Annotated in this window: 19 protein-coding genes and 1 pseudogene; 10 read left to right on the top strand and 10 right to left on the bottom strand. The window is 68.0% G+C overall.

Annotated elements, in window-relative coordinates; translation table 11 throughout:
- Positions 1-4: 4 nt before the first annotated feature.
- The 3 genes from AC6H42_RS22415 to AC6H42_RS22405 are packed head-to-tail and all read left to right on the top strand — an operon-like array spanning position 5 to position 3,281.
- On the top strand, positions 5-700 hold the full coding sequence (locus AC6H42_RS22415; protein WP_057155373.1) for an ABC transporter ATP-binding protein: 696 nt from the start codon (positions 5-7) through the stop codon (positions 698-700).
- A 10-nt stretch (positions 701-710) separates the two neighbouring features.
- The gene (locus tag AC6H42_RS22410) at positions 711-2,024 is read left to right on the top strand and encodes an ABC transporter permease (protein WP_057155372.1); all 1,314 of its coding nucleotides are present in this window, start codon (positions 711-713) and stop codon (positions 2,022-2,024) included.
- A 21-nt stretch (positions 2,025-2,045) separates the two neighbouring features.
- The gene (locus tag AC6H42_RS22405) at positions 2,046-3,281 is read left to right on the top strand and encodes an ABC transporter permease (RefSeq protein ID WP_497548983.1); all 1,236 of its coding nucleotides are present in this window, start codon (positions 2,046-2,048) and stop codon (positions 3,279-3,281) included.
- Between the two features lie 49 nt (positions 3,282-3,330).
- On the opposite strand, the gene AC6H42_RS22400 is transcribed toward AC6H42_RS22405, so the two are convergent.
- Entirely contained in the window at positions 3,331-4,044 is a 714-nt protein-coding gene (locus tag AC6H42_RS22400; RefSeq protein WP_057155370.1) for an SDR family oxidoreductase, read from the bottom strand.
- Between the two features lie 179 nt (positions 4,045-4,223).
- Between AC6H42_RS22400 and AC6H42_RS22395 the strand changes: the two genes are divergently transcribed.
- From AC6H42_RS22395 to AC6H42_RS22370, 6 genes are all read left to right on the top strand, one after another.
- On the top strand, positions 4,224-4,817 hold the full coding sequence (locus AC6H42_RS22395; RefSeq protein ID WP_057155369.1) for a TetR/AcrR family transcriptional regulator: 594 nt from the start codon (positions 4,224-4,226) through the stop codon (positions 4,815-4,817).
- A gap of 68 nt (positions 4,818-4,885) precedes the next feature.
- Positions 4,886-6,241 carry a sigma-54-dependent transcriptional regulator gene (locus tag AC6H42_RS22390; RefSeq protein WP_057155368.1) on the top strand — a complete coding sequence of 452 codons (1,356 nt, stop codon included), beginning with the start codon at positions 4,886-4,888 and terminating at the stop codon, positions 6,239-6,241.
- A 25-nt stretch (positions 6,242-6,266) separates the two neighbouring features.
- Positions 6,267-7,610 (top strand): sensor histidine kinase, encoded by a 1,344-nt coding sequence (locus tag AC6H42_RS22385; protein ID WP_497548982.1) that lies wholly within the window; start codon positions 6,267-6,269, stop codon positions 7,608-7,610.
- Between the two features lie 9 nt (positions 7,611-7,619).
- Complete coding sequence (locus AC6H42_RS22380; protein WP_057155366.1) at positions 7,620-8,390, top strand: spermine/spermidine synthase domain-containing protein; 771 nt, start codon at positions 7,620-7,622, stop codon at positions 8,388-8,390.
- Between the two features lie 219 nt (positions 8,391-8,609).
- On the top strand, positions 8,610-11,057 hold the full coding sequence (locus tag AC6H42_RS22375; RefSeq protein ID WP_057155365.1) for a TonB-dependent receptor plug domain-containing protein: 2,448 nt from the start codon (positions 8,610-8,612) through the stop codon (positions 11,055-11,057).
- 116 nt (positions 11,058-11,173) lie between these two features.
- Complete coding sequence (locus tag AC6H42_RS22370; protein WP_497548981.1) at positions 11,174-11,797, top strand: hypothetical protein; 624 nt, start codon at positions 11,174-11,176, stop codon at positions 11,795-11,797.
- On the opposite strand, the gene pdxR is transcribed toward AC6H42_RS22370, so the two are convergent.
- Positions 11,769-13,310, bottom strand: coding sequence for a MocR-like pyridoxine biosynthesis transcription factor PdxR (gene pdxR / locus AC6H42_RS22365; protein ID WP_497548980.1), 1,542 nt, complete (start codon positions 13,308-13,310; stop codon positions 11,769-11,771). The genes AC6H42_RS22370 and pdxR overlap by 29 nt on opposite strands.
- Before the next feature lie 68 nt (positions 13,311-13,378).
- On the opposite strand from pdxR, the gene AC6H42_RS22360 reads away from it, so the two are divergent.
- Positions 13,379-14,032, top strand: coding sequence for a pyridoxamine 5'-phosphate oxidase family protein (locus AC6H42_RS22360; protein WP_057155363.1), 654 nt, complete (start codon positions 13,379-13,381; stop codon positions 14,030-14,032).
- 20 nt (positions 14,033-14,052) lie between these two features.
- Here the strand turns inward: AC6H42_RS22360 and AC6H42_RS22355 are convergent, their stop codons facing one another.
- The 8 genes and pseudogenes from AC6H42_RS22355 to AC6H42_RS22320 all read right to left on the bottom strand — a co-directional run.
- Positions 14,053-15,699 carry a hypothetical protein gene (locus AC6H42_RS22355; RefSeq protein ID WP_057155362.1) on the bottom strand — a complete coding sequence of 549 codons (1,647 nt, stop codon included), beginning with the start codon at positions 15,697-15,699 and terminating at the stop codon, positions 14,053-14,055.
- Positions 15,696-17,804, bottom strand: a complete 2,109-nt coding sequence (locus AC6H42_RS22350; RefSeq protein ID WP_057155361.1) for a DUF4175 family protein — start codon at positions 17,802-17,804, stop codon at positions 15,696-15,698. The genes AC6H42_RS22355 and AC6H42_RS22350 overlap by 4 nt, the downstream gene beginning before the upstream one ends.
- Positions 17,788-18,858, bottom strand: coding sequence for a BatA domain-containing protein (locus AC6H42_RS22345; protein ID WP_057155360.1), 1,071 nt, complete (start codon positions 18,856-18,858; stop codon positions 17,788-17,790). The genes AC6H42_RS22350 and AC6H42_RS22345 overlap by 17 nt, the downstream gene beginning before the upstream one ends.
- Entirely contained in the window at positions 18,855-19,766 is a 912-nt protein-coding gene (locus AC6H42_RS22340) for a DUF58 domain-containing protein (protein WP_497548979.1), read from the bottom strand. The genes AC6H42_RS22345 and AC6H42_RS22340 overlap by 4 nt, the downstream gene beginning before the upstream one ends.
- Before the next feature lie 12 nt (positions 19,767-19,778).
- Positions 19,779-20,771 (bottom strand): AAA family ATPase, encoded by a 993-nt coding sequence (locus AC6H42_RS22335; RefSeq protein ID WP_373888175.1) that lies wholly within the window; start codon positions 20,769-20,771, stop codon positions 19,779-19,781.
- Between the two features lie 2 nt (positions 20,772-20,773).
- A complete protein-coding gene (locus AC6H42_RS22330) occupies positions 20,774-21,394 on the bottom strand; it encodes a DUF4159 domain-containing protein (protein ID WP_057155357.1) in 621 nt (206 codons plus the stop codon).
- A 58-nt stretch (positions 21,395-21,452) separates the two neighbouring features.
- Entirely contained in the window at positions 21,453-22,790 is a 1,338-nt protein-coding gene (locus AC6H42_RS22325; RefSeq protein WP_497548978.1) for a TldD/PmbA family protein, read from the bottom strand.
- Between the two features lie 14 nt (positions 22,791-22,804).
- A pseudogene (locus AC6H42_RS22320) lies at positions 22,805-23,006 on the bottom strand (TldD/PmbA family protein); the annotation flags it as partial.

The raw sequence follows: 23,006 nt of genomic DNA, 5'->3' as shown, positions 1-23,006 counted from the left end.
CTTCATGCTGCGCATGCAAAACCTGAGCAAAGTGTACCGCACCCACATGATCGAAACCCACGCGCTGCGCGGCTTCGAGATCAACGTCAAGCAGGGCGAATTCGTCACCGTGACCGGCCCGTCCGGCTCCGGCAAGACCAGCTTCCTGAACATCGCCGGCCTGCTGGAGGAGTTCACCGACGGCGAATACGTCCTCGACGGCACCAACGTCAAAGGCCTGGACGACAACGCCCGTTCGCGCCTGCGCAACGAGAAACTGGGCTTCATCTTCCAGGGCTTCAACCTGATCCCCGACCTGTCGCTGTTCGACAACGTCGACGTGCCGCTGCGCTACCGCGGCTTCAATGCGGCCGAACGCAAGGAGCGCATCGAAGATGCGCTGGCCAAGGTGGGCCTGGCTTCGCGCATGCGGCACTACCCGGCCGAACTGTCCGGCGGCCAGCAGCAGCGCGTGGCGATCGCGCGCGCGCTGGCCGGCTCGCCCAAGCTGCTGCTGGCCGACGAACCGACCGGCAACCTGGATACGGCCATGGCGCGCGGCGTGATGGAGCTGCTGGAGGAAATCAACGCGCAAGGCACCACCATCCTGATGGTGACGCACGATCCGGAGCTGGCAGTGCGCTCGCAACGCAACGTGCACATCATCGACGGCCAGGTGTCGGACCTGGTGCGCAAGGCGCCAACGCTGGTGCAGGCATAAGGAGCGCGGCATGTTTTCCTACTACTTCCTGCTCGGCATACGCAGCCTGCGGCGCAACCCGGCGCTGACCGCGCTGATGGTGCTCACGCTGGCCGTGGGCGTGGCCGCCAGCATCGCCACGCTGACCATCCTGCACGTGATGTCCGGCGACCCGATCCCGTCCAAGAGCGAGCGCCTGTTCGTTCCCCTGCTGGACAATGGCCCGCTGCAGGGCTACACCCCGGGCGACAAGCCGAACGACCGCCAGCTGTCCTATATCGACGCGGCCAACATCGCCGCCAGCAAGCAGGGCGACCGCCGCACCGTGATGTACGGCGTGGCCGGTCCCATCGAGCCGGCGCGCAAGGATCTGAACGTGTTCAACGCCAGCGGCCTGGCGCCCACGCGCGACTTCTTCGCCATGTTCGAGGTGCCTTTCCTGTACGGCCAGGCCTGGAGCGAAGCGCACGACGCGGCCGGCGCGGACGTGGTGGTGCTGAGCCGCAAGCTGTCCGAAAAGCTGTACGGCGACGCCGACCCGGTGGGCCAGCGCGTCACGCTGATGGGCTTTGAATACCAGGTCACCGGCGTGTACGACACCTGGAACCCGGTGCCGCGCTACGTGCGCATCATCGGCGGCCCCGGCGCCTTCGGCAGCGAGGACGAGTTCTACATCCCGTTCGCCACCGCCATCCGCCACCAGTACGGCCACAACGGCAGCATGAGCTGCAGCGCCTACCGCGACCCCGGCTTCGACGCCCTGCTCAAGTCCGAATGCACGTGGATCCAGGGCTGGATCGAAATGCACTCGGCCGCCGACCGCCCGGCCCTGCAGAACTGGCTGGACGCCTACGCCGCCGAGCAGCACAAGCTGGGCCGCCTGAAGCGCAACGCGCCCACCCATCTGTACAACGTGGGCGAGTGGCTGGAATTCCTGAAGGTGGTGGGCAACGACAACAAGCTGTCGGCCTGGCTGGCGTTCGGCTTCCTGGTGCTGTGCCTGGTAAATACCATCGGCCTGCTGCTGGCCAAGTTCTCGGTGCGCGCGCCGGAGGTGGGCATCCGCCGCGCGCTGGGCGCCTCGCGCAAGGAGATCTTCAGCCAGTTCCTGATCGAGACCACGGTGGTCGGCCTGGCCGGCGGCATCCTGGGCCTGCTGCTGGCCTTCGGCGCGCTGGCCCTGCTCGCCATGCAGTCCAAGCAGCTCACCGTGGTGGCGCACATGGACTGGATCATGATGGGCTCGACCTTCCTGATGGCGGTGGCCTCGGCCGTGCTGGCCGGCCTGCTGCCGACCTGGCGCGCCTGCCAGGTGACGCCGGCGCTGCAACTGAAATCGCAATGAGAACCCAACCAGGACAATGACATGGAAATCCGTCCCATCCTCTCCGCGCTGATGCGCAACAAGACCGGCCCGATCCTGGTGGCGGTGCAGGTTGCGCTCAGCCTGGCCATCCTGGCCAACGCGCTGCACATCGTAAACATCCGCCAGGCGGTGGCGGCGCGCCCCACCGGCGTGGTGGCCGAGAACGACATCTTCCACCTGCAGGCGCGCAGCCTGCGCGAGAGCGGCCACGAAGAGCAGCTGGCGATACAGAAAGCGCAGGCTGCCACGCTGCGCGCGGTGCCGGGCGTGCTGTCGGTGGCTGACGTGAGCCAGGTGCCGCTGTCGCGCTCGGGCAGCTACAACAGCTTCGTGGTGAGCCAGAAGCAGGACAAGGAAACCGCCAATACTTCCTACTACATCTCGCCCGATTCGCTGGTGAAGACCTGGGGCCTGAAGCTGATCGAGGGACGCGACTTCAACGCCGCCGACGTGATGGAGATCGACCAGAACACCAGCAAGGAGCAGCCCAGCCTCATCATCATCACCAAGGCGCTGGGCCAGAAAGCCTGGCCGGACGCCACCAGCTACGTCGGCAAGACCTTCTACATGGGCATCGGCCCGGAAGGCCGGCCGGTGCGCGTGGTGGGCGTGGTCGAGCGGCTGCAGTCGCCCGGCGGACAGGTCGATGTCACCGGCGAGATCAGCACCATCGTGCCGGTGCGCCTGACCGGCGACAACTACTCGATGTACACGGTGCGCGCCGAACCGGGCCAGCGCGACCGCGTGATGAAGGAAGCCGAGGAAGCGTTGCGCAAGGCCAGCAACAACCAGCTGGTGGTCAAATCGAAGACGCTCGAAGACGACCGCAAGGACCGCTACCGCTCCGACGTCGGCCTGGCGTGGATGCTGATCACGGTCAGCGGCCTGCTGTTGCTGATCACCGCCAGCGGCATCGTCGGCATGGCCAGCCTGTGGGTGACGCAGCGCCGCAAGCAGATCGGCGTGCGGCGCGCGCTGGGTGCGCGGCGGATCGACATCCTGCGCTACTTCATCACCGAGAACATCCTCATCACCAGCGTGGGCGTAACGGCAGGCGTGCTGCTGGCACTGGGCCTGAACCAGCTGCTGGTGAGCAAGCTGGAAATGGCGCGCCTGCCGGCCGGCTACATGCTGGCCGGCGCCGGCGTGTTCTGGGCGCTGGGCATCGTCGCGGTGTACGGGCCGGCCTGGCGCGCCGCGTCCATCTCGCCGGCCATGGCCACCCGCAGCGCCTGAGCATGCAGGGTTGCGCGGCTGCGCCGCTCGGCGTGCCCGCCAACCCGCCTTACGCCGACGCCGCAGGAGCCAGGTAGGGCGCGTGCTCGTCGGACAAGCCGGCCTTGAGGGCACGCGTGCCCTGGTCGGCCAGCACTTCCTTCTTGCCCGCCTCCACGCCGTCCAGCGACTGGCGCGCCACTTCCGACGGCTGCACTTTCGGCACGTCGAAACCCTGCGTCAGGTCGGTATCGATAAAGCCCACGTGCAAGCCCTGCACGCTCGTGCCCTGCGCTTCAAGCTCGCGCCGCAGCGAATTGGTGAAGCTCCACGCCGCCGACTTGGATGCCGAATAGGCCGACAGCAACGGGCTGGCGATCCACGCCGCATCCGACAGCACGTTGACGATGGCGCCGCCGCCGTTGGCTTTCAGCACCGGCGCGAAAGCCAGGCTGACGTGCATCACACCGTAGTAGTTGGTCTCGAAGATCTCGCGCGCCATGTCCACCAGTCCCGGCGCCAGCATCGACGGCAGCACGCGGGCAATGCCGGCATTGTTGACCACCAGCGTCACGTCGCCCGCCTGGGCCACCGCCGCTGCCACCGAGGCCGGGTCGCTCACATCGAGACGGATCGCGGTCACGCCGGGAATATCGACGCCTTCCGGATTGCGCACGCCTGCATAGACCTTGCTGGCGCCGCGCGCCACCAGTTCCTGGGCGAAGGCCAGGCCGAGTCCACGGTTGGCGCCGGTAACGAAAGCAACGGAATTTTTGATGTGCATGATATGAGCTCCAGGGAGTTTTTAAGATTGCGGTCGCAATCAATTAATTAATAGTAGTGACCGCAATTATTAAAGTCAAGGAGAATTTCTAGTGGATTGCTCAGCGCCGCTGACGCTGCGCACACTTTAATTGCGACTACAACCAAAATATGCAAAAATGACGGCCAAGGAGCGCCGTCATGAAAATCTCGAAGGAAAAAGCCGAAGAAAACCGCGCCGCGCTGCTGCAGGCGGCCAGCCGCCTGTTTCGCCAGAAGGGAATCGACGGCGTGGGCGTCGCGGAAATCAGCCGCGCCGCCGGCCTGACGCATGGGGCGCTGTATGCGCACTTCCCGTCCAAGGAAGCGCTGGCCGCCGAGGCGCTGGCGTGGAGCCTGGAACAAAGCAACGCCAAATTGCTGACCGGCACCTTCAATGGCGAGCCGGACCTGGACAAGTTCCTGGCCGGCTACCTGACGGTCAACGACGGCGAGGACTACGCCGAGCACTGCGCCATGGCCGCCGCCGCCAGCGAGATCGGCCGCCAGGACACGGCGGCCAGCGCCGCGTTCAGCGAGGGCTACATGGTGCTGGTGCGGGCCTTCGAGCGCCGCATCGCCGCCGCCAATCCCGGCGCGGACGCCTTGCGCAGCGCCATGGGCGTGGTGGCGTGCATGGTGGGCGCCGTGTCGATCGCGCGCGCCACCGTCAAGGCCAGGCCGGAGCTGTCGGCCCAGGTGCTGCAGGGCGCGCGCGGGATCATCGCCGCCGCGCTCAAAGGCGCGCACGGCTAGCGCCGGCCGGCAGGGACAGCTTGAGCACAGAGGGTTTCAAGCGCTTTGAATTGCGGTATGCTGGCGGGATGCCTACCGTACTGATAATCGACGACAACGCCGCCATCGCCGTCGCGCTCGAAGTCCTGTTTTCGCTGCACGACATCGACGCGCTGCGCGCCGCCTCCCCCGAAGCGGGACTGGCCCTGCTGGAACAGCGCAGCGCCGGCATCGACCTGGTGATCCAGGACATGAATTTCACGGCCGACACCACCTCCGGCGAGGAAGGGGTGGCGCTGTTCCGCGCCATCCGCAAGCGCCATCCGGACCTGCCGGTGATCCTGCTGACCGCCTGGACCCACCTGGACGCGGCGGTGGACCTGATCAAGGCCGGCGCGGCCGACTATTTGGCCAAGCCGTGGGACGACAACCGCCTGATCGCCACCGTCACCAATTTGATCGAACTGGGGCAGGCCAACCGCGCGCTGTCGCAGCGCATGCAGAGCGAGCTGCGCCAGCGGCGCGACCTGGAAAAGCACGAACTGCGCGGCATGGTGTGGCAGGATCCGGCCACCGAACGCGTGATCCACCTGGCCTGCCAGGTCGCCAGGTCCGACGTGCCGGTGCTGATCAGCGGCCCGAACGGCACCGGCAAGGAACGCATCGCGGAAATCATCCAGGCCAACTCGGCGGTGCGTGAAGGGCCCTTCGTGGTGCTCAACTGCGGCGCCCTGCCGGCCGAGCTGATCGAGGCCGAGCTGTTCGGCGCCGACGCCGGCGCCTACACCGGCGCCTCCAAGGCGCGCGAGGGCAAATTCGAAGCGGCCGACGGCGGCACCCTGTTCCTCGACGAGATCGGCAACTTGCCGCTGGCCGGGCAGATGAAGCTGCTGCGCGTGCTGGAGACCGGGCGCTTCGAACGGCTCGGCTCGAACCGCGAACGGCAGGTGCGGGTGCGCGTCATCAGCGCCACCAATGCCGACCTGCAGGCCATGATACGGGCCGGCACCTTCCGCGAAGACCTGTTTTACCGCCTCAATGTGATCGAGCTGAACCTGCCGCCGCTGGCGGGCCGCCCGGCCGACATCCTGCCGCTGGCCCTGCACTTCCTGGGCGGCCGCAAGACGCTGGACGCGCGCGCCCAGGCGGTGCTGCAGGCGCATCCCTGGCCGGGCAATGTGCGCGAGCTGAAGAACGTGATGCAGCGCGCCTGCCTGCTGGCCGGCGGCGACGTCATCACGGCAGCGGACCTGGGCCTGCCCGCCGCCGCGCTGGCGCCGTCGGCACTGGCCTCGGCCGCCGCCGATGCCGAACCGGACCGCGACGCCATCGCCCAGGCGCTGCAGCGCGCGCACGGCGTGGTGGCGCAAGCGGCGGCCGAGCTGGGCCTGTCGCGCCAGGCGCTGTACCGCCGCATGGAGCGGCTCGGCATCGCCCGCGCATGATGCCCGCCCGCCCGAAGGCTGCGCCATGAGCGGCCGGCGCGACCTCGGCATCCGCCTCTCCCTGCTGACGCGCTGGTCCGCGCTGGTGGGCACCCTGCTCACCCTGGGCATCCTGATCGCCCTCGCGCTCACGCGCCTGCTGCCCGACCAGCCCACGCTGGTGGTCGGCATCTGCCTGCTGGCGGTGATACCGATCGCCGTCATCACCATCCGCGCCCAGCTGGAGCACATGCTGTCGCTGTTCCGCGCCCTGACCGGCACCGTCACCAGCTACAAGGATGGCGATTTCTCGTTCAGCCTGCACTGGCCGCAGAACGACGAGCTGAGCGACCTGGTGGGCGCGCACAACGAACTGGGCCAGGTGCTGCGCGAACAGCGCCTGGGCCTGGTGCAGCGCGAACTGCTGCTCGACACCATGGTGCAGAACACGCCGGTGGCCATGCTGCTGGTGAGCGACGGCGGCCCCATCGTGTACGCCAACATCGCCGCGCGGCAGCTGCTGCACCAGGGCCGCCGCCTGGAAGGCCACCGGCTGGACGCCATCCTCGCGCACGCCTCGCCGGCGCTGGTGGACGCCATGGCGCGCGGCGGCGACGGCCTGTTTACCACCGGCGAGGCGGAGGATGAGGAGGTCTACCACCTGGCGCGCCGCAGCTTCAACCTGAACGGCCGCAAGCACGAACTGCTGCTGCTGCGCCAGCTCACGCTGGAACTGCGCCGGCAGGAAGTGCAGACCTGGAAAAAAGTAATCCGCGTCATCAGCCACGAGCTGAACAACTCGCTGGCGCCGCTGACCTCGCTGGCCCACTCCGGCGCCGAGCTGGTGCGGCGCGGCCAGACCGAGCGCCTGCCGCAGATCCTGGCCACCATCGAAGAGCGCACGCGCCACCTGGAAACGTTTATCCTCGGCTACGCCCGCTTCGCCAAGCTGCCCACGCCGCGCCTGGAGGAGCATCGGTGGCCCGCTTTTATCGCCCAGCTCAAGGACCAGGCGGACTTCACGCTGGCCGGCGAGCCGCCGCAGGAGGCGGCCTGCTTCGACGGCGCGCAGATGGAGCAGGCGCTGCTGAACCTGCTGAAGAACGCCCATGAATCGGGCTCCGCGGCGGACGGCGTCAGCCTGGCCGTGCGGCGCGTGCAAGGCATGGTGCGCATCGAGGTGCAGGACCGCGGCCCCGGCATGAGCGACGCGGTGCTGGCCAATGCGCTGGTGCCGTTCTACTCCACCAAGCGCAGCGGCACCGGCCTGGGCCTGGCGCTGGCGCGCGAGATCGCCGAGGCGCACGGCGGGCGCATCACGCTGGCCAACCGCGACGGCGGCGGCCTGGCTGTCACGCTGATCCTCCCCCTCGCGGCAGCGTGCGGCTAAAATGGCGGCATGACTTCGCTGCCCACTTCCGCCCGCTACGACCAGCCCGGCCATCCGCCGGCCACCATCACCGAATTCCAGGGCGTGCGCTCGCTGCACCTGGGCACCTCCTGGGTGCAGGGCGCCATGCGCCTCGCCAGGCCGGACGCCATCGAGCTGGAATACGTGCAGATGATGATGATGTGGATGCTGTTCCACGACAAGCCGCGCCACATCGTGCAGCTGGGCCTGGGCAGCGCGGCGCTGACCAAGTTCTGCTACCAGCGCTTCCCGGACGCCAGGGTGACGGCCGTGGAGCTCAACCCCAACGTGATCGCCATCTGCCGGGCACTGTTCGGGCTGCCGCCCAACGACAGCCGCCTGAACGTGGTGGAAATGAACGCGCTTGATTTCGTCATGGACCCGGCCAACCACGGCAGCGTCGACATCCTGCAGGTGGACCTGTACGACCAGGACGCGCGCGGCCCGGTGCTCGATACGCCGGAGTTCTACCAGGCCTGCTTCGATTGCCTGGGCGAGAACGGCATCATGACCACCAATGTGTTCGGCGAGTTCAGCAACTACGACAAGAATCTGCAGGCCATGGAGCTGGTGTTCGACGCCGTGGTGTGGCTGCCCGAGGTACACGACGCCAACATCGTCGTCATCGCGTTCAAGCAGGCGCCGCAGATCGACTTCAGCGTGCTGTACGAGCGTGCGGGGGCCATCAAGAACCGGCTCAATTTGCGGGCCAAGGGGTGGGTGGACGGCTTGAAGGGCTGGATGCTGGATCAGCAATAAAATGGCATAAAGAGCGCCCAGGGGACAACCTTACGATATTTCTTCTTAGAAATCACGTAAATCAATAAAGATTATTCGTTTTTACAACAGCTGCATCGGAAATGCACCGAAACAATGCATTAACTCTTGGTCCACTCAATCGTGCGCGTTAGTATTTTCGCACCGCCGGGGCTTACCAGGCTACCGCGCCCACTAATAACGAGAGAGAATGGACCTTACATGAAGACAGCAGCACGCCAGGCTTCGCCTATCCGCTTCAAACGCACCCTTCTTGCCAGCGCCGTCCTGCTGGCCGCCTCCCAAGCCTACGCCCAGACCGCCGCCGCTCCCGCCGCCGGCGAAGAGCAGACCGTGGTCGTGCTGGGTTCGCGTTCGACCGCCAAGACCGCGCTGGACACCTCGTCGCCGGTCGGCCTGATCAACATGAAAGACATGCAGTCGGCCGGTCCGCTGGAACTGGGCAAGCTGCTGCAGACGCTGGACCCGTCGTTCAACTTCTCGACCACCTTCATCAGCGATGGCACCGACATTATTCGTCCGGCCACCCTGCGCTCGCTGGGCCCGGACCAGCTGCTGGTCCTGGTGAACGGCAAGCGCCGCCACCAGCAGGCGCTGGTGAATGTGCAGCAGACCATCGGACGCGGCTCGGCCGGTACCGACATCAACGCCATTCCGCTGTCGGCCATCCACCACATCGAAGTGCTGCGTGACGGCGCCGCCGCCCAGTACGGTTCGGACGCGATCGCCGGCGTGATCAACATCGTGCTGAAGTCGAACGTCAACGAGACCGCGGTCAGCGGCCAGCTGGGCACCACCAAGGAAGGCGACGGCGACATGATGTCCGGCAGCGTGAACCGCGGCTGGGCGCTGGGCGAAAACGGCGGCTTCATCAACCTGTCGGTGGAAGCGCGCAAGCGCGAGGAAACCAACCGCGCCGGCGTCGATTCGCTGCGCGTCAATCCGCCGCGCGTGACCCAGCGCATCGGCGACAGCGACGCCAAGGATGCCTACGCATGGTGGAACGCGGCGCTGCCGATCGACAAGTCGAGCGAGTTCTACGCCTTCGGCGGCTTCTCCAAGCGCAAGGGCGATTCGTCCGGCTTCTTCCGCTCCAAGGGCGACGGCCGCAACGTGACCTCGGTCTATCCGGAAGGATTCCTGCCCAACATCCGCACCACCGTCAAGGACGGCTCGTTCGCCTTCGGCTACCGCCGCGACCTGGCCAACGACTGGAAGGCCGACGTCAGCATCAACCACGGCATGAGCGAGCTGGACTTCCACGAGAAGCAGACCATCAACATCTCCTACTGGTACGAGCCGAAACCGGGCGGCGGCATCTACGCCGAGTCGCCGTTCGAAGCCGACACGGGCAAGCTGAAATTCAACCAGACCACCTTCAACGCCGACGTCAAGGGCCCGGTCAAGCTGGGCGGCGAAGAGATCTTCCTGGCCACCGGCTTCGAGTACCGCCAGGACAACTACCAGATCGTCGCCGGCGATCCGGTGTCCTACCAGTACGGCCGCACCAACAACCCGGCCATCGTCATCAAGGACCAGACCGGCGGTGTGGCGGCATCCGGCACCCAGGGCTTCCCCGGCTACACCCCGGCCACCGCCGTGGACGAAGGCCGCCACAACATCGCACTGTTCCTGGACGCCGAATACCGCCCGTTCAAGGAACTGCTGCTGGCCGGCGCGGTGCGCTACGAGAAATACTCGGACTTCGGCAACACCACCACCGGCAAGTTCAGCGCCCGCTGGGACCCGAGCAAGGAATTCGGCCTGCGCGGCAGCGTGTCGTCCGGCTTCCGCGCGCCGGGCGTGCAGCAGAAGTTCTACAGCTCCGTGTCGACCAACCTGAACTCGGCCGGCCAGCTGACCGAGACCCTGACCGCGCGTGAAGGCAGCGCCGTCACCACCGCGCTGGGCATCAAGCCGCTGAAGGAAGAAACCTCGCGCAACGCCTCCTTCGGCATGGTGCTGCGTCCGGCCAAGAACATGTCGCTGACGGCGGACGTGTACCAGATCAAGATCAAGGACCGCATCGTGTTCTCGAGCGAGATCTCGCCTGAAGCCGGCGGCGGCCCGATCGCCAACGTGCTCAACCCGCTGAAAGTGGGCCAGGCGCAGTTCTTCACCAACGCGGTCGACACCCAGACCCGCGGCCTGGACATCGTGGCCGACCACACCACCCGCTTCGACGCTTCCACCCTGGTGCTGTCCGGCCAGCTGGGCTTTAACAAGACCGAGGTGACCAAGCGCCATTCGCCTTCCAACCTGCTGAGCGGCGAGCAGCTGTTCAACCAGGCGCAGGTGCGCCTGATCGAACGCGGCCAGCCGCGCAAGCACCACGTGGTGGCGGCCGACTACACCCTCGGCCAGTGGAACGTGAACACCCGCGCCAACTACTACGGCGAAGTGCAGGGCGAAGGTTTCAGCCCGCTGCAGACCTGGGACGCGAAGTGGATCGTGGACGCGAGCGGCCGCTACAACTTCAGCAAGAAGACCAGCGTGTCGGTCGGCGTGAACAACCTGTTCGACACCTATCCGTCCGAGTGGACCAACGGCGGCGACTTCCCGAAACTGGGCTTCAAGTACTGCTGGGAGACCTGCCCGTTCGGCGTGAACGGCCGCTCGATGTACGTGAAGTTCGACACGGTGTTCTGATTCGGCCGGCGAGCGCCTGACAAGGCGGCATTCGTACCCCTGTGTACATTGGTGAGACTTCGCGCCATGTGCAGCCGGTACAATGCCGCCTTACCCAACTCGCTTCAGGATTCACCATGTACCGCATTCCAGCCTGCCTCGCCCTCGCAACCGTGCTGACCGCTTGCGGCGGCGGTGGCGGCATCGCCGGCTCCGGCAGCACTCCCCTCCCCGATCCCACACCCAGCGCCGGCCCGCTGAAAAAATACGAAGGCGCCTGGATCGCCCCGTGCGAGGCCCACAGCCGCGAGACGACCAGCATGGTCTCCGCCAACAACGGCAACTCGCTGCAGCTCAACCTGAAAACCGATTTCTACGCCAATATCGGCTGCACCGGCGTCATCATCGCCACCGCCACCTATTCCGGTCCCGTCATCACGCTCAACTTCACCAGCACGGTGAAGAACGCCAGCGTGAAGCTGGCCGGCGGGGAAACCGTGACGGCGGACGTGGACGTGGGCGGCACCGTGGCCGCCGGCCAGACCGCCATCGTGAGCGGCACCGGCGTCACATCGCGCATCGTCAACGGCAAGACGGTGTGGACCTTTGCGTTCAGCGAAGGTTCGGCCGAAGCGCAGTTCGAGCCCATCACCGGCACCGGCACCGGCGCGCTGCTGCTGCGCAACGGCGAATTGTGGACGTTGACCACCTCCGGCGCCAGCGGTACCGCCTTCAACCTCGAGAACCGCCTGACGCGCTAAGCGCGGGCCGTGCCTCATAGGCGGCCAGGTGGATCACCGCCGCCAGCCGCCGTACGAAGCCGTCGATCAGCTCCGCAGGAATCTGCGCATAGCCCAGCATCAGGCCGCTCCAGGCCTGGCCGCGTTCGGCGGTGGCGTGCATGCCCAGCGTGTGCGCCACGATACCCTCCCGCTGCAGGCGCGCGCCGATGGCGGCGGCGTCCAGCGTGGCGCCGGTAAAGCGCAGCGCCAGGTGCATGCCGGCGGACGCGCCATGCACCTCCGCGATCGAACCCAGGTGCCGCTGCAGCGACGCCACCAGCACATCGCGCCGCTGGCGGTACAGGCGGCGCATGCGGCGCAGGTGCAGCGCGAACTGGCCGCTGCGCAGGAACTCCGCCAGCGCCAGCTGCTCGGCCACGCGGCCGCGCGCGGCGGACTGCGCGCGCATCTCGGCCAGCGGTTCGGCCAGCGCCCGCGACACCACCAGGAAGCCGATGCGCAGCGCGGGAAACATGGTCTTGCTGAAGGTGCCGAGGTAGAGCACCGGCGCATCCGGCGCCAGGCCCTGCATGGCCGACAGCGGCGGGCCGTCGTGGCGGAACTCGCTGTCGTAGTCGTCCTCGATGACGAGCGCGCCCGCCGCGCGCGCGTCGGCGATCAGCGCCAGCCTGCGCTCCAGCGTCAGCACGCCCCCCAGGGGATACTGGTGCGAGGGCGTGGTGTAGACCAGGCGCGGCGGACGGCGGCGCCAGTCCTGCCGCGCGGGGGCGATGCCGTCCTGGTCCACGTCGATTCCCACCACCTTCAGGCCCGCGCCACGGAACGCGGCCAGCGCGCCCAGGTAGCCGGGATGCTCGATCCACACGGTGTCGCCCTCGTCGGCGCAGGCGCGCGCGCACAGGTCCAGGCTGCTCTGCGTGCCGTCGGTGATGAAAACCTGGCTGGCGTCGCACAGTACGCCGCGCGAGGCGCGCAGATGGTCGGCGATGGCGCTGCGCAGCGCCGGCTCGCCGGCCGGGTCGCCGTAGTTCAGCTGGGCCGGATTCAGGCCGCGCCAGGCCTTGTCCAGCAGGCGGCGCCAGTGCGCAACGGGGAAGGCATCCAGCGCCGGCACGCCCGGCACAAACGCGCCCATCTGGTGGGCCGGCCCGGCCACCTCGCGCAGATTCAACGCGCGGCGCGACAGGCCGGGGAAAGGCGTGCCTGCGGCCGTGGCCGTCGCCGCAGAAACCGCGCGCACCAAGGCCGATGCGGCGCCCATGGCCACGGCGGCGGCCGGCGCAACCCTGGTGCCGCTGCGGTCGCTCACCGCGTAGCCCTCGCACACCAGCTGTTCGTATGCATACAGCACGGTGTTGCGCGCCATGCCCAGTTCGGCCGCCAGCGTGCGCGTGGCGACCAGACGCGTGCCGGCCGCCAGCGTGCCGTCGCGGATCGCCGCGCGCAGGCATTCGTGCAGCATGCGCTGGCGCGGCCAGCCGCGCTGCGCGTGCTGCCGAGTGAAGGAGGATACAAGCAAGGCGTAGTCCATCGTGGCTCCAAAATATTCCATCGTGCTGGACCTTTTTTCAGGGCCAGATGTTGATTATATTGCAGCACATGAAAACACACCCTACCCCACGCACCCGCGTACGCCGCGTTGCAGACAACGCCGCCTACGACACCGCCACGCTGTACGCCATCATCGACGACGCCTACGTCTGCCATATCGCCTTCAGCGACGGCAGCAACGACGGCAGCGCGCCGCACTGCATCCCGACCGCATGCTGGCGCGAAGGCGGCCACCTGTACATCCACGGCTCGAACGGCAGCCGCATGCTCAAGCGCCTGGCTGAAAGCGAAGCCTGCGTCACCATCACGCACGTGGATGGCCTGGTGATGGCGCGTTCGGCCTTTAACCACTCGATGAACTACCGTTCGGCGATGGTGTACGGACAGTTTGAAGCGGTGGAAGGCGACGCCAAGCGACGCACCATGGAAGCGTTCATGGAACAGCTGCTGCCCGGACGCCAGGCGCAGGTGCGCGGCGGCAGCGACAAGGAATACGCCGCCACCACGGTGATGCGCATTTCGCTGGAAGAAGCGGCGTGCAAGGTGCGCTCGGGCGGCCCGCAAGACGATGCCGAGGACATGTCGATCGACACCTGGACCGGCGTGCTGCCCCTGCAGCGCGTGCGCGCCGCGCCCATCCCCGCCGAAGGTGCGGGCGCGGCGCCGGCCTATGTCCAGCAGTGGCAGCACGGCGCGGAATGACATTCCGCGCCAGGCCGGTCTCAGCGGCGTTCGCGGCGCCAGAGCAGCAGCATGCTGGCGGCGCAAACGAGCGCGAACGGCCAGGACGGCAGCGGCGCACGCACGCTGCCTGCGCCGGCCGGTTCCGGGGAGCGCGCGGCGTAGCGCGCGGTGGCGTCCTGGCGCAAGGCACGCTGCCATAGCGGCCAGTCGCCTGCGCCATGGATGTAGATGCGGTGCTGCGATTCGCCGCTGCGCAGCGTCAGCCAGCCGGGCTGCTGCGGCCAGAAGGCGGCGCATACGCTTTCAGCCTGGCTGCTGCGTGCCTGCCAGGCCGTGGCCGCCTGGCCATCGATATGCAGCGCCGCGCCGGCCTCGGCGCCCTGTGCGCAGACCTCGGTGCGCAGGCCCGCCACCGGCATGGGGTCCGGCAGCTGCCAGCGGATCTTTTGCACGGCGCCGGCGGCCCCTTTGTCGAGCAGCACTTGCCACCACTGGCCGAGTGCCAAGGGCGAGGAGATGCCGTAGCGGTGCCAGTCCGACACGCCCACCCAGCTGACGCGTCCCTGTTTCCAGGCGCGCTGCCAGAGCCATGGGCGGCCGCTGCCGTCGGTGGCTGCGGCCGACCATGCGCTTCCCGGCTGCTCCCCAGGGTTGAGCGGGGCAGGTGGCATGGCGAGCAGCTCGCCGTTCAGCTTGAACTGGCGGGTATCTTCCTTTTCGGTGGTGGCGGGCTGCGGCGCCAGCCGCAGGGCCAGCTCGCGCTGCCAGACGGCGGCGTCGCTCGCGCTGCCGCCCAGGACAATCAGCGGCACCCCCTGGCCGGTTTGCGCCAGCAGCGCCGCGCGCGCCGGAGCAGGCAGGGACTCGAACCAGGCGCCGTCGACAATGCGCGCGCCCGGTTCGGCCAGTGGCGCGCGGGCAGACTCGGTCCGGCTCAAGCCTTTGCCCAGCGTGGTTTGCCAGTCAAGGACGGCGTTGCTATCGGTCAGAAGCTGGTTCAGGGCGCGCGTGTCAAACGAGGGTGCGCCGAAGCGGCCGATGATTTGCAGCGGCACCGGTGGGGTCACCTCCAGCGGTACCGGCCCCTGCGCGACGGTCTGGCCGGCGGCGTCCAGCAGGCGGGCTTGCAGCAGCAGCGTCTCGGCCAGCGGCGGTTGCCAGGAGAGCGAGAGCGGTGCGCCTGGCTGGCCGGATTCGGCAAGGACCTGGCCGTTCTCGGCAAGCAGTTGCAAGCGCCAGCCAGGCTGGGCGGCGCTGTGTTGCGCCGACAAGGCGAAGCTGCGGCCAAGCGCCAGCGTCCGGGGAAACTCGAGGCGCAGCAAGTCGCCCTGCGGCCGAGTCCAGCGCAGTGGACGGGCGGGCAAGTCGTCCCACTGCGCGGTCCGCAGGCCATCCCCTGTCAGCGCGATCGATCCGGCCTGCGGCACGGCGAGCAGCGCGCGCGACAAGGCATCGCCTGGCTGCTGGTCTGTCGCGATGGCGATTTCGCCGGCGCCGGCCGCCGGCTGCGTGGGCGAGGCCAGCATAGCGGCCAGCGACAAGGCGGCCAGCACCGCCAGCGCAGCGTTCAGGGACTGGCGCTGGCGCACGTACAGCGCGGCGCTCAGCAGCCCTGCCAGCAGCACACCAGCGCCGGCCGCACCCGCGCTGAACACTGCACCGAACAATTCCAGCCCTGCCGTCATGGCTGCTCCTTGCCGCGCCAGGCCTGGCGGAATTTGCTGTCGGATTGCGGCTGCGCCTGCAGCACGACGGCCGGTTCGGTGAGTGTGGCGCGCAGGTAGGCGCGCAGCACGGCACGGCAGTCCGTGCAGCCGTCCGCCACGTCCTGCACGGCACGCTGCGCCGCCAGTTTCTGCTCATCGCCGCCGATGTGCGCGGCGATGATCTCGCGGGCACGCTTGCTCCACAGGGCCGGCAGCGCGCCGCCGGAGGCCAGCGCCTGGACCAGCCCGCGCACTTCCTGCGGCACCTTGTCGCCGGCCGCGCCTTGCGCGCGCCTCGTGCTTTGCGCCCCGACCACGTCGCCGGTCAGGCGTTTTTCTTCCTTGATCGCCGGCGGCACGAAGGCGGTGCGGTGCAGGTAGACCCGTTCGGCCTGCTGCAGTTCCTTGATGGCGTCCAGCGCCCTGTATTCCGGCGCCAGCGCGGCTTGGGGCGCGACGGCACGCAGCTGCTTTTCCGCGTCCCACATGGCTTTCAGTGCGCGGCGCAGCACTTCCTTGGTCTTGGGGTCGAAAATGGTGGCGTTGTCGGTTTCGTCGTGCTTGTGCCCGAACTCGGCGACGATGCTCGCCATGCCGCCGTCCTTGAAGGCGCCGGGGCGCTGCGCGGAAGCGCCTTCGTGCTTGTCCTCATCGCCATGCCCGTCGCCGTGCTTGTCGCCGTGCCCATGTTCATCGTCGCCGAACAGCGTGGATTCTTCCCCCAGGAACTGGCCGTAGCGCAGCCGCAGGCGCGACTGGTCCCCGGCGATGGCTTCGCTGCGCTCGCGCAGCGTGGCGCGGTGCAGCTTGGGCGCGTCGGCCAGCAGTTGCTCGGTGTCGATGATGATCTGGCGCTGGCTGCGCAGGCTTTCGGGCTTGACCATGGTCGGCAGCGCGGAGGAGTCCAGGCTTTCCGACTGCGGTCCGGGCAGGCGCAGCGTGTAAGTCGGGGTTTGCACGGTGTGCGGCTGGGGCGCGTTGTCGGTCGCGCGAAGGAAGAAATACAGCTCGTCGCCGGGTTCCATGCCCAGCTCGGCGAGGGACCAGTTCTTCTGCCAGTTGCGCGTGCGCGGGTCGGCCGATTGCGGCAGCGGCATCTCGCGGTCGCTGAAGCGGATGTTCTCGCCGCTGCCGCGCGCCAGCGTCAGGTGCAGGCTGGCACGCACGATGCCGTAGTCGTCGCGCGCGGCCACCGAGAGCTGGACCGACCTGGCGTCGGCGGGCAATACCTGGATGGCTTCCGACGGCGCGACGATGCTGGCTTGCGGGGCCTGGTCGATGGTGACGCGGATGTTGTGGCGGCTGCCGCCGCGCACACGCCAGAACAGGGACTCGGTGGCGGTCCAGCCGGCACAGTCCTGCGTCAGGCTGAGCGTCTGGCCGTCGCTCAGTTCGATGGTGGCGGGCATTTCGCCGCCGCGCTTGTAGCACCAGCGCACCTGGCTGTGCTGGGGAACCTGGATATCGCCGGCGCCGGACTCGAAGGGAGCGGCTTTGGTGTAGCCCGGTGGCGTGACGCGCAGCACGATGTCGCCGGGGGCGCGCGGCCCGGCTTTGCCGGCGGCAGCCTTGCCGTTGGCGTGGGCGGGGCCGGCCTGGGTGGCCTGCCAGGCGTAGGCCGATGCGGCGCACAGCACGCTCGCGGCAATGGGCAGCAGCGCATGACGGACGCGGACGCGGGCAATGGCGCGGTAGTCGTCATCGCGCAATACGTCGAGCAGGCGTGCCTGCAGGCGCTGGCGCTGCAGGCGGGCGACGGGCGTGGCCGGTTCGGTGGCGAGCAGCGCGCTGCTGTCTTCCAGCGCGGGCACGGCGGCGTCCAGCCAGCGCGGCCATTCGGCGGCAACGCGGCGGCGCAGGGCAAGCAGGTCGGCAACGAGCCAGATCAGCCAGGCGCACAGCAAGACCAGGGGCGCCAGGGCAGCGGGGCCCGATTGCGGTGCACCAGGTGCGCTCAATGCGGTCCGTGCCAACAGGAGCGACAGGGGCAGCAGCGCGCCGGCCCACAGCGGTGCGCGGCGCAGCAGGATGGCGCGCCACAAGCGGCGCTGGACGGCGGAGCGAAAGTCAGCGTCGGCGGACATGGGTCATCAGGCGTTCGAGGGCAAACAGGGCAAGCAGCACGTACGCGAGCCATGCGGCGGGCGGCGTGCCGGGCATGGCCAGCGGGGAACTGCGGCGCGGCGCGAGTTGCATGGCGGGCATGGGATATGGCTGCGCCGGGCGCGCCAGGGACTGCCAGGTTTCGTACAGTGCGCGGGCGGTGTCGGCGGTTTGCGGCGGCATGGCGCTGGAACGCCACAGGCGGCCGCGCGGGCTGTCGGCGATCTGGAGGGACAGGCCATTGATGGTCAATGGCGTGCCTGCCGGCTCCTTGACGCCGAACGCGGCGAACGGAGCGGATGCCGGCAGCCACCAGAGCGGAGCGTGCCAGCCGGCCGGCGGTGCGGCCGGAGAGTCCCAGACGATCAGCTTGGTTGCGGCGACGGGCTTGTCTTCGATGAGGTAGCGGCCCGCGCCAGCCGCAGAAAACGCGGCGAACGCGGCGCGCCAGGCGGCCATGCGCTCCGGCGGCGCGGATACGGCAATGCGATACTCGGCGCGCGCAGTGGCGGCAGTAGCGCTGGCGGCCGGAAGGAGGCGGATGTCGGCGGCGTGGGCCAGCGATGGAAGCTGGGCAGGCATGGGGATGGAATCGGCCAGGACGAGTATGCGCGCAGCGGGACGCCATTCGTGTTCGTGGGCTTGCAGCCACTGCAGAGCGTTCTCCGGCAAGGGCATGCGCGGCGCGGCGCCCAGTCCGGCTGCGGCGACCTGCTGTTCGATCCACGCGGCGTGCGCGGGCCTGCCGGTGCCGGTGGCCAGCGCGGGTGCAACGAAGACCGTGTCGCCGCGCCACGGCATGGCGGTGGCGGCGAGCCAGGCGATCAGGGCGGCCAGCAGCAGGCAGCGCAAAGCCAGCAGCACCAGGTCTTCCCAACGCCAGATGCGTGCGGTCTGCGGCGGCGCGGCGGGCAGGAAACGGGCCGTGGCCAGCGGCTCGGATTTGACGCGCTGGCGCTTTTGCCTATGCCACCAGATGGGCAGCAACAGCACCGGCAAGGCGAGCCACCACAGGGTCTGGGCGCCGGCGATCATCGTGCCCTCGCGCGCGGGGACGCCAGCTGCAGCCAGCCGCGCAGCACCGCCGCCAGCGGCTGTTCGATGCGCGCTTCGTAGTATGGAATGTCGTGCTGGCGGCATGTGCCGCCGACGGCGGCGAAGTGCGCCGTCAGCGCGGCGCGGTAGGCCGCACGCCCCGTCTCGTCCAGCAGATGCAGCCGGGCTGCGGTGGCAGGGATGCCGCCCTCTGGATCGCGGTAGCCGGCGCCGGGATTGAAACTGGCGTCCACCTCGGCCTGCGTGCGCACGGCCAGCAGGCGCACGTCGTGCTGCATGTGGCGCAGGCGCAGCAGCGCTTCGGACAGCGGCGACGGCCACTCCAGGCAGTCGCTGGCGGCAAAGACGAGGCTGGGCGCGCGCGCGAAATGCAGGCTGGATTGGAGCGTGGCTGCATCCGGCATCGCGCCCTGCGGCCTGGCCTTGGCTAGCTGCGCCAGCACGCGCTGCAACTGGCGCGGACCGCGCGAGGCGGGCGTGAATTCGGTCTTGCCATCGGTGCAGACCACCAGCCCGAACGCGTCGCCCTGCCGCTGCGCGACGGCGGCGATGCAGGCCAGCACGGTGCCGGCGAATCGCAGCTTGTCGACCTTCGGCACTTGCCGGCTGGGCTCCGCCATGGACGCGGTGGCGTCCAGCCACAGCCAGGTGGCGACGTGGCTGTCGCGCTCCGCTTCACGCACGTAGTAGCGGTCCGCGCGCGCCAGCAGCTTCCAGTCGACGCGGCGCCACTCGTCGCCCGGCGCGTACGCGCGGTACTCGGAGAACTCCACGCCGGCGCCGCGTTCGCGGCCGGCGTGGATGCCGTGACCCAGCCCCGCCAGCACGTGGCGGATGATGAGCTCAAGGTCGTTGGTATGCGCCAGCAGCGCGGCTGTATCCAGCATCGGAAGTCCAGCTTAGTCAGGGCGGATATCGTTGCGCAGTGCGGCCAGGATGTCGGCGATGGCGACGCCGTCCGCCTCTGCCTCGAAGTTGCGCAGCACGCGGTGCGCCAATACCGGCAGCAGCATGGCGGCAATGTCTTCGCGCGTGACGGCCAGGCGGTTGTGCATCAGCGCGCGCGCCTTGGAGGCCAGCACCAGCGCCTGGCCGGCGCGCGGACCGGCGCCCCAGCCCACGTGCTTGCGCACCGCCGCCACCGCACTCTCCTTCGGCCGCGTGGCGCGCACCAGGCGCGTCGCGTACAGCAGCAGGTGCTCGCCGATCTCGATGTCGCGCACCAGCTGCTGCAGGCGCAGCAGGGTCGCCACGTCCATCACCGGCTGCGCGTCGGCCAGGCCGGCGTGCGTGGTGGCCGACACCATGGCCACTTCCTCCGCCTCGCTCGGATAGCCGACGTCGATGCGCAGCAGGAAGCGGTCCAGCTGCGCTTCCGGCAGCGGATAAGTGCCCGCCTGTTCGATCGGGTTCTGCGTGGCCAGCACGAAGAAGGGCTTGGGCAGCTTGTGCGTCTGCCCGGCGAAGGTGACGGCGCGCTCCTGCATCGCCTCCAGCAGCGCGGACTGCGTCTTCGGCGGCGCGCGGTTGATCTCGTCGGCCAGCAGCACCTGCGTGAAAACCGGGCCCTGCTGGAAGCGGAATTCGCGCTTGCCGGTGGCGTGTTCTTCTTCCAGGATCTCGGTGCCGACGATGTCGGACGGCATCAGGTCGGGTGTGAATTGCACACGGCGGAATTCCATCTCGGTGGCCTGCGCCAGCGATTTCACCAGCAGCGTCTTGCCCAGTCCCGGCACGCCTTCCACCAGCGCGTGGCCGCCGCCCAGCAGGCAGATCACCAGCGCATCGATGACGTCCTGCTGGCCGATGATCACTTTCGACATGCTGGCCTTGAGCGCGGCCACCTTGGCGCTCAGCGCGCCGATTTCATTTTCATTCCACTGCACAGACACGTTCAAGCTCCCAATGCGTACTGAATAATGTTGACTGCAAAGCGCGTGTTGTCGACCACCAGCCAGCGCTTGTTGCGAAAGTCGTAGTCCCACTCGCAGCCGTAATCCTTGTTGCTGTACAAGACCCGCACGCGGCCGCCGAACTCGATCGCCTTCAGGTAGTCGTGCACCAGGTCGTCGCCCCAGCCGTTCAGCTCCACGCTGGTGTTGGGCGGGCCGTCGAACTTGAAGAAGCTCGAATACACAGGGTGGCTGTTCGGGATCTTGTGCAAGGCCTTGGGGCCGAACATCCTGGCCAGCTCGGCCTCGAAGGACTTGGCAAACAAGCCGTCGATATCGTGATTGCAGTCGTCCACGAACACGAAGCCGCCGCCCTTCACATAGCGCTCGAAGTGCTTGCGCTCGGCGGGCGTAAACTGCACCAGCTTGTGGCCTGCCAGGTAGCAGAAAGGCGCTTCGAGCATCTTCGGATCGGACAGCGCCACGATGCGCTCGACGGGATCGACGCGCAGGGTCGTGTATTCGACCAGCGAGTTGAGCACGTTGCTCGGCATGCGCACGTCCACATCCCAGTCGCCCGACTCGTAAGTCAGGCGGGTGAAGTAGAAATCGTAGGAGGCCATGTGCGTTAGTCCCTTGCTGTGCGCGGCGGGTTAGGGCTGCGCATAACCCGCCGCGCGCTCAGACGGCATCGGACAAGGACGTGAAGTTAAAGTCGCGCACCTTCATCGCGGGCAGCAGCATCTGGAAGTTGGCGTTGGTGCCGCCCACGACCACGGGCTTGCCCAGTTCCTCGATGTTGTTCAGCATGGCGACCGGACTTTCATTGAAGCGGAAGTTCTTGATCGGATGCTTGATCTTGCCGTTCTCGATGTAGAAGGTGCCGTCACGCGTGAGGCCGGTGAGCAGTTGCGATTGCGGGTCGACCATGCGGATGTACCAGGTCCGGGTCACGAGCACGCCCTTCTTGGTGCTGGCGATCAGCTCCTCGGTGCTTTTGCTGCCGCCGGACATGATGATGTTGCCGTGGCGGCCGATGGCGCGCTTGCCCTGCTTCTGCGCCCAGTAGCGGGTGTAGTCCATGCCGGCCACCACGCCGTTCTTGATGATGTCCGCTCGTTCGCGCGCCAGCATGGACGCGCTGTCCCAAGGCAGCACCGGCACGTCCGGATTCCACGGATCGGCCCACACGTTCACCTGTTCGTCGTACAGCTTCTCGCCCACGCGGTTGCCGCCGCCCTTCCTCGACAGGAAGCTGCGGCCCTCGTCCGCGTTGCGCGCGTCGAAGGCGCCGAACATGAAGTTGAGCATGTCCGAGGTGGCGTCCGGCTCCAGGATCACGGTGTAGCGGCCCGGCTCCAGCGCCTTGGCGTCCGCCGAGCGCACCGCCTTTTCGATGGCGATGGCCGAGGCCTCGCGTGCGTCGAACTTGCCGGCGTCGTTGGCGTAGCGCTTGGCCCAGCCGGAGCCGCGTCCGTCCTCGGTGCGGGTGGTGACGGTGAAACCGAGGCTGGTCAGCTCCTGGTAGCCGAACACGCCGTTCGAGTTGGCGTGCGCCTGGAAGGAGGTGGTGTCGTCGAAGAAGCCGGCCGCTTTCAGCCTGGCCTTGCGCGCGGCCTCGATGCTGCGGAACGCCACTTCGGCGCGGTACTCGGGATCGATGGCGGCGGTGTTCCTGCTCCACGTCGGCGTGGCCTTGTACTGCTGCGCGGTCACGTTGGGCAGGAACTCCGGGTTCTCCGGCGCCAGGCGCGCAACGTCCTCGGCGCGGCGCACGGCTTTTTCCAGCGACTTGTCGTCGAACTCGTTGATGGTGGCGCTGCCCACCCGCTTGCCGAAGGAGACGGTGACGCTGAGTTGCGTGTCCTCGGCCAGGCCGGCGGTGGAGACGGCGTTGTTGGCGTAGCGGATATTGCCTTCGCGCTCGCCGCGCAGGCTCACGCCGCATTCATCGGCCTTCGAGAACGCGATCGTCTTCTCGCAGATGCGCTTGGCTTCTTCCTGGGTCAAAAATTTCATCTTGCGCTAGCTCCTTAGCCGATCTTGCGGGCGGTGTTAATGACGTTCACGCCGTTGAAGCGCGTGGTGCTCGATCCGTGCGACACGGCACTGACCTGGGAAGGCTGGCCCTTGCCGTCGAAGAAGGAGCCGCCCATGCGCCAGTCGCGCTCGTCGCACATGGCGGAGCAGGCGTTCCAGAATTCCTGGGTGTTGGACTGGTAGGCCACGTCTTCC

The organism is Massilia sp. NBRC 108631 (genome assembly GCF_059704565.1).
This window is presented reverse-complemented; position numbering and strand designations above follow the sequence as displayed.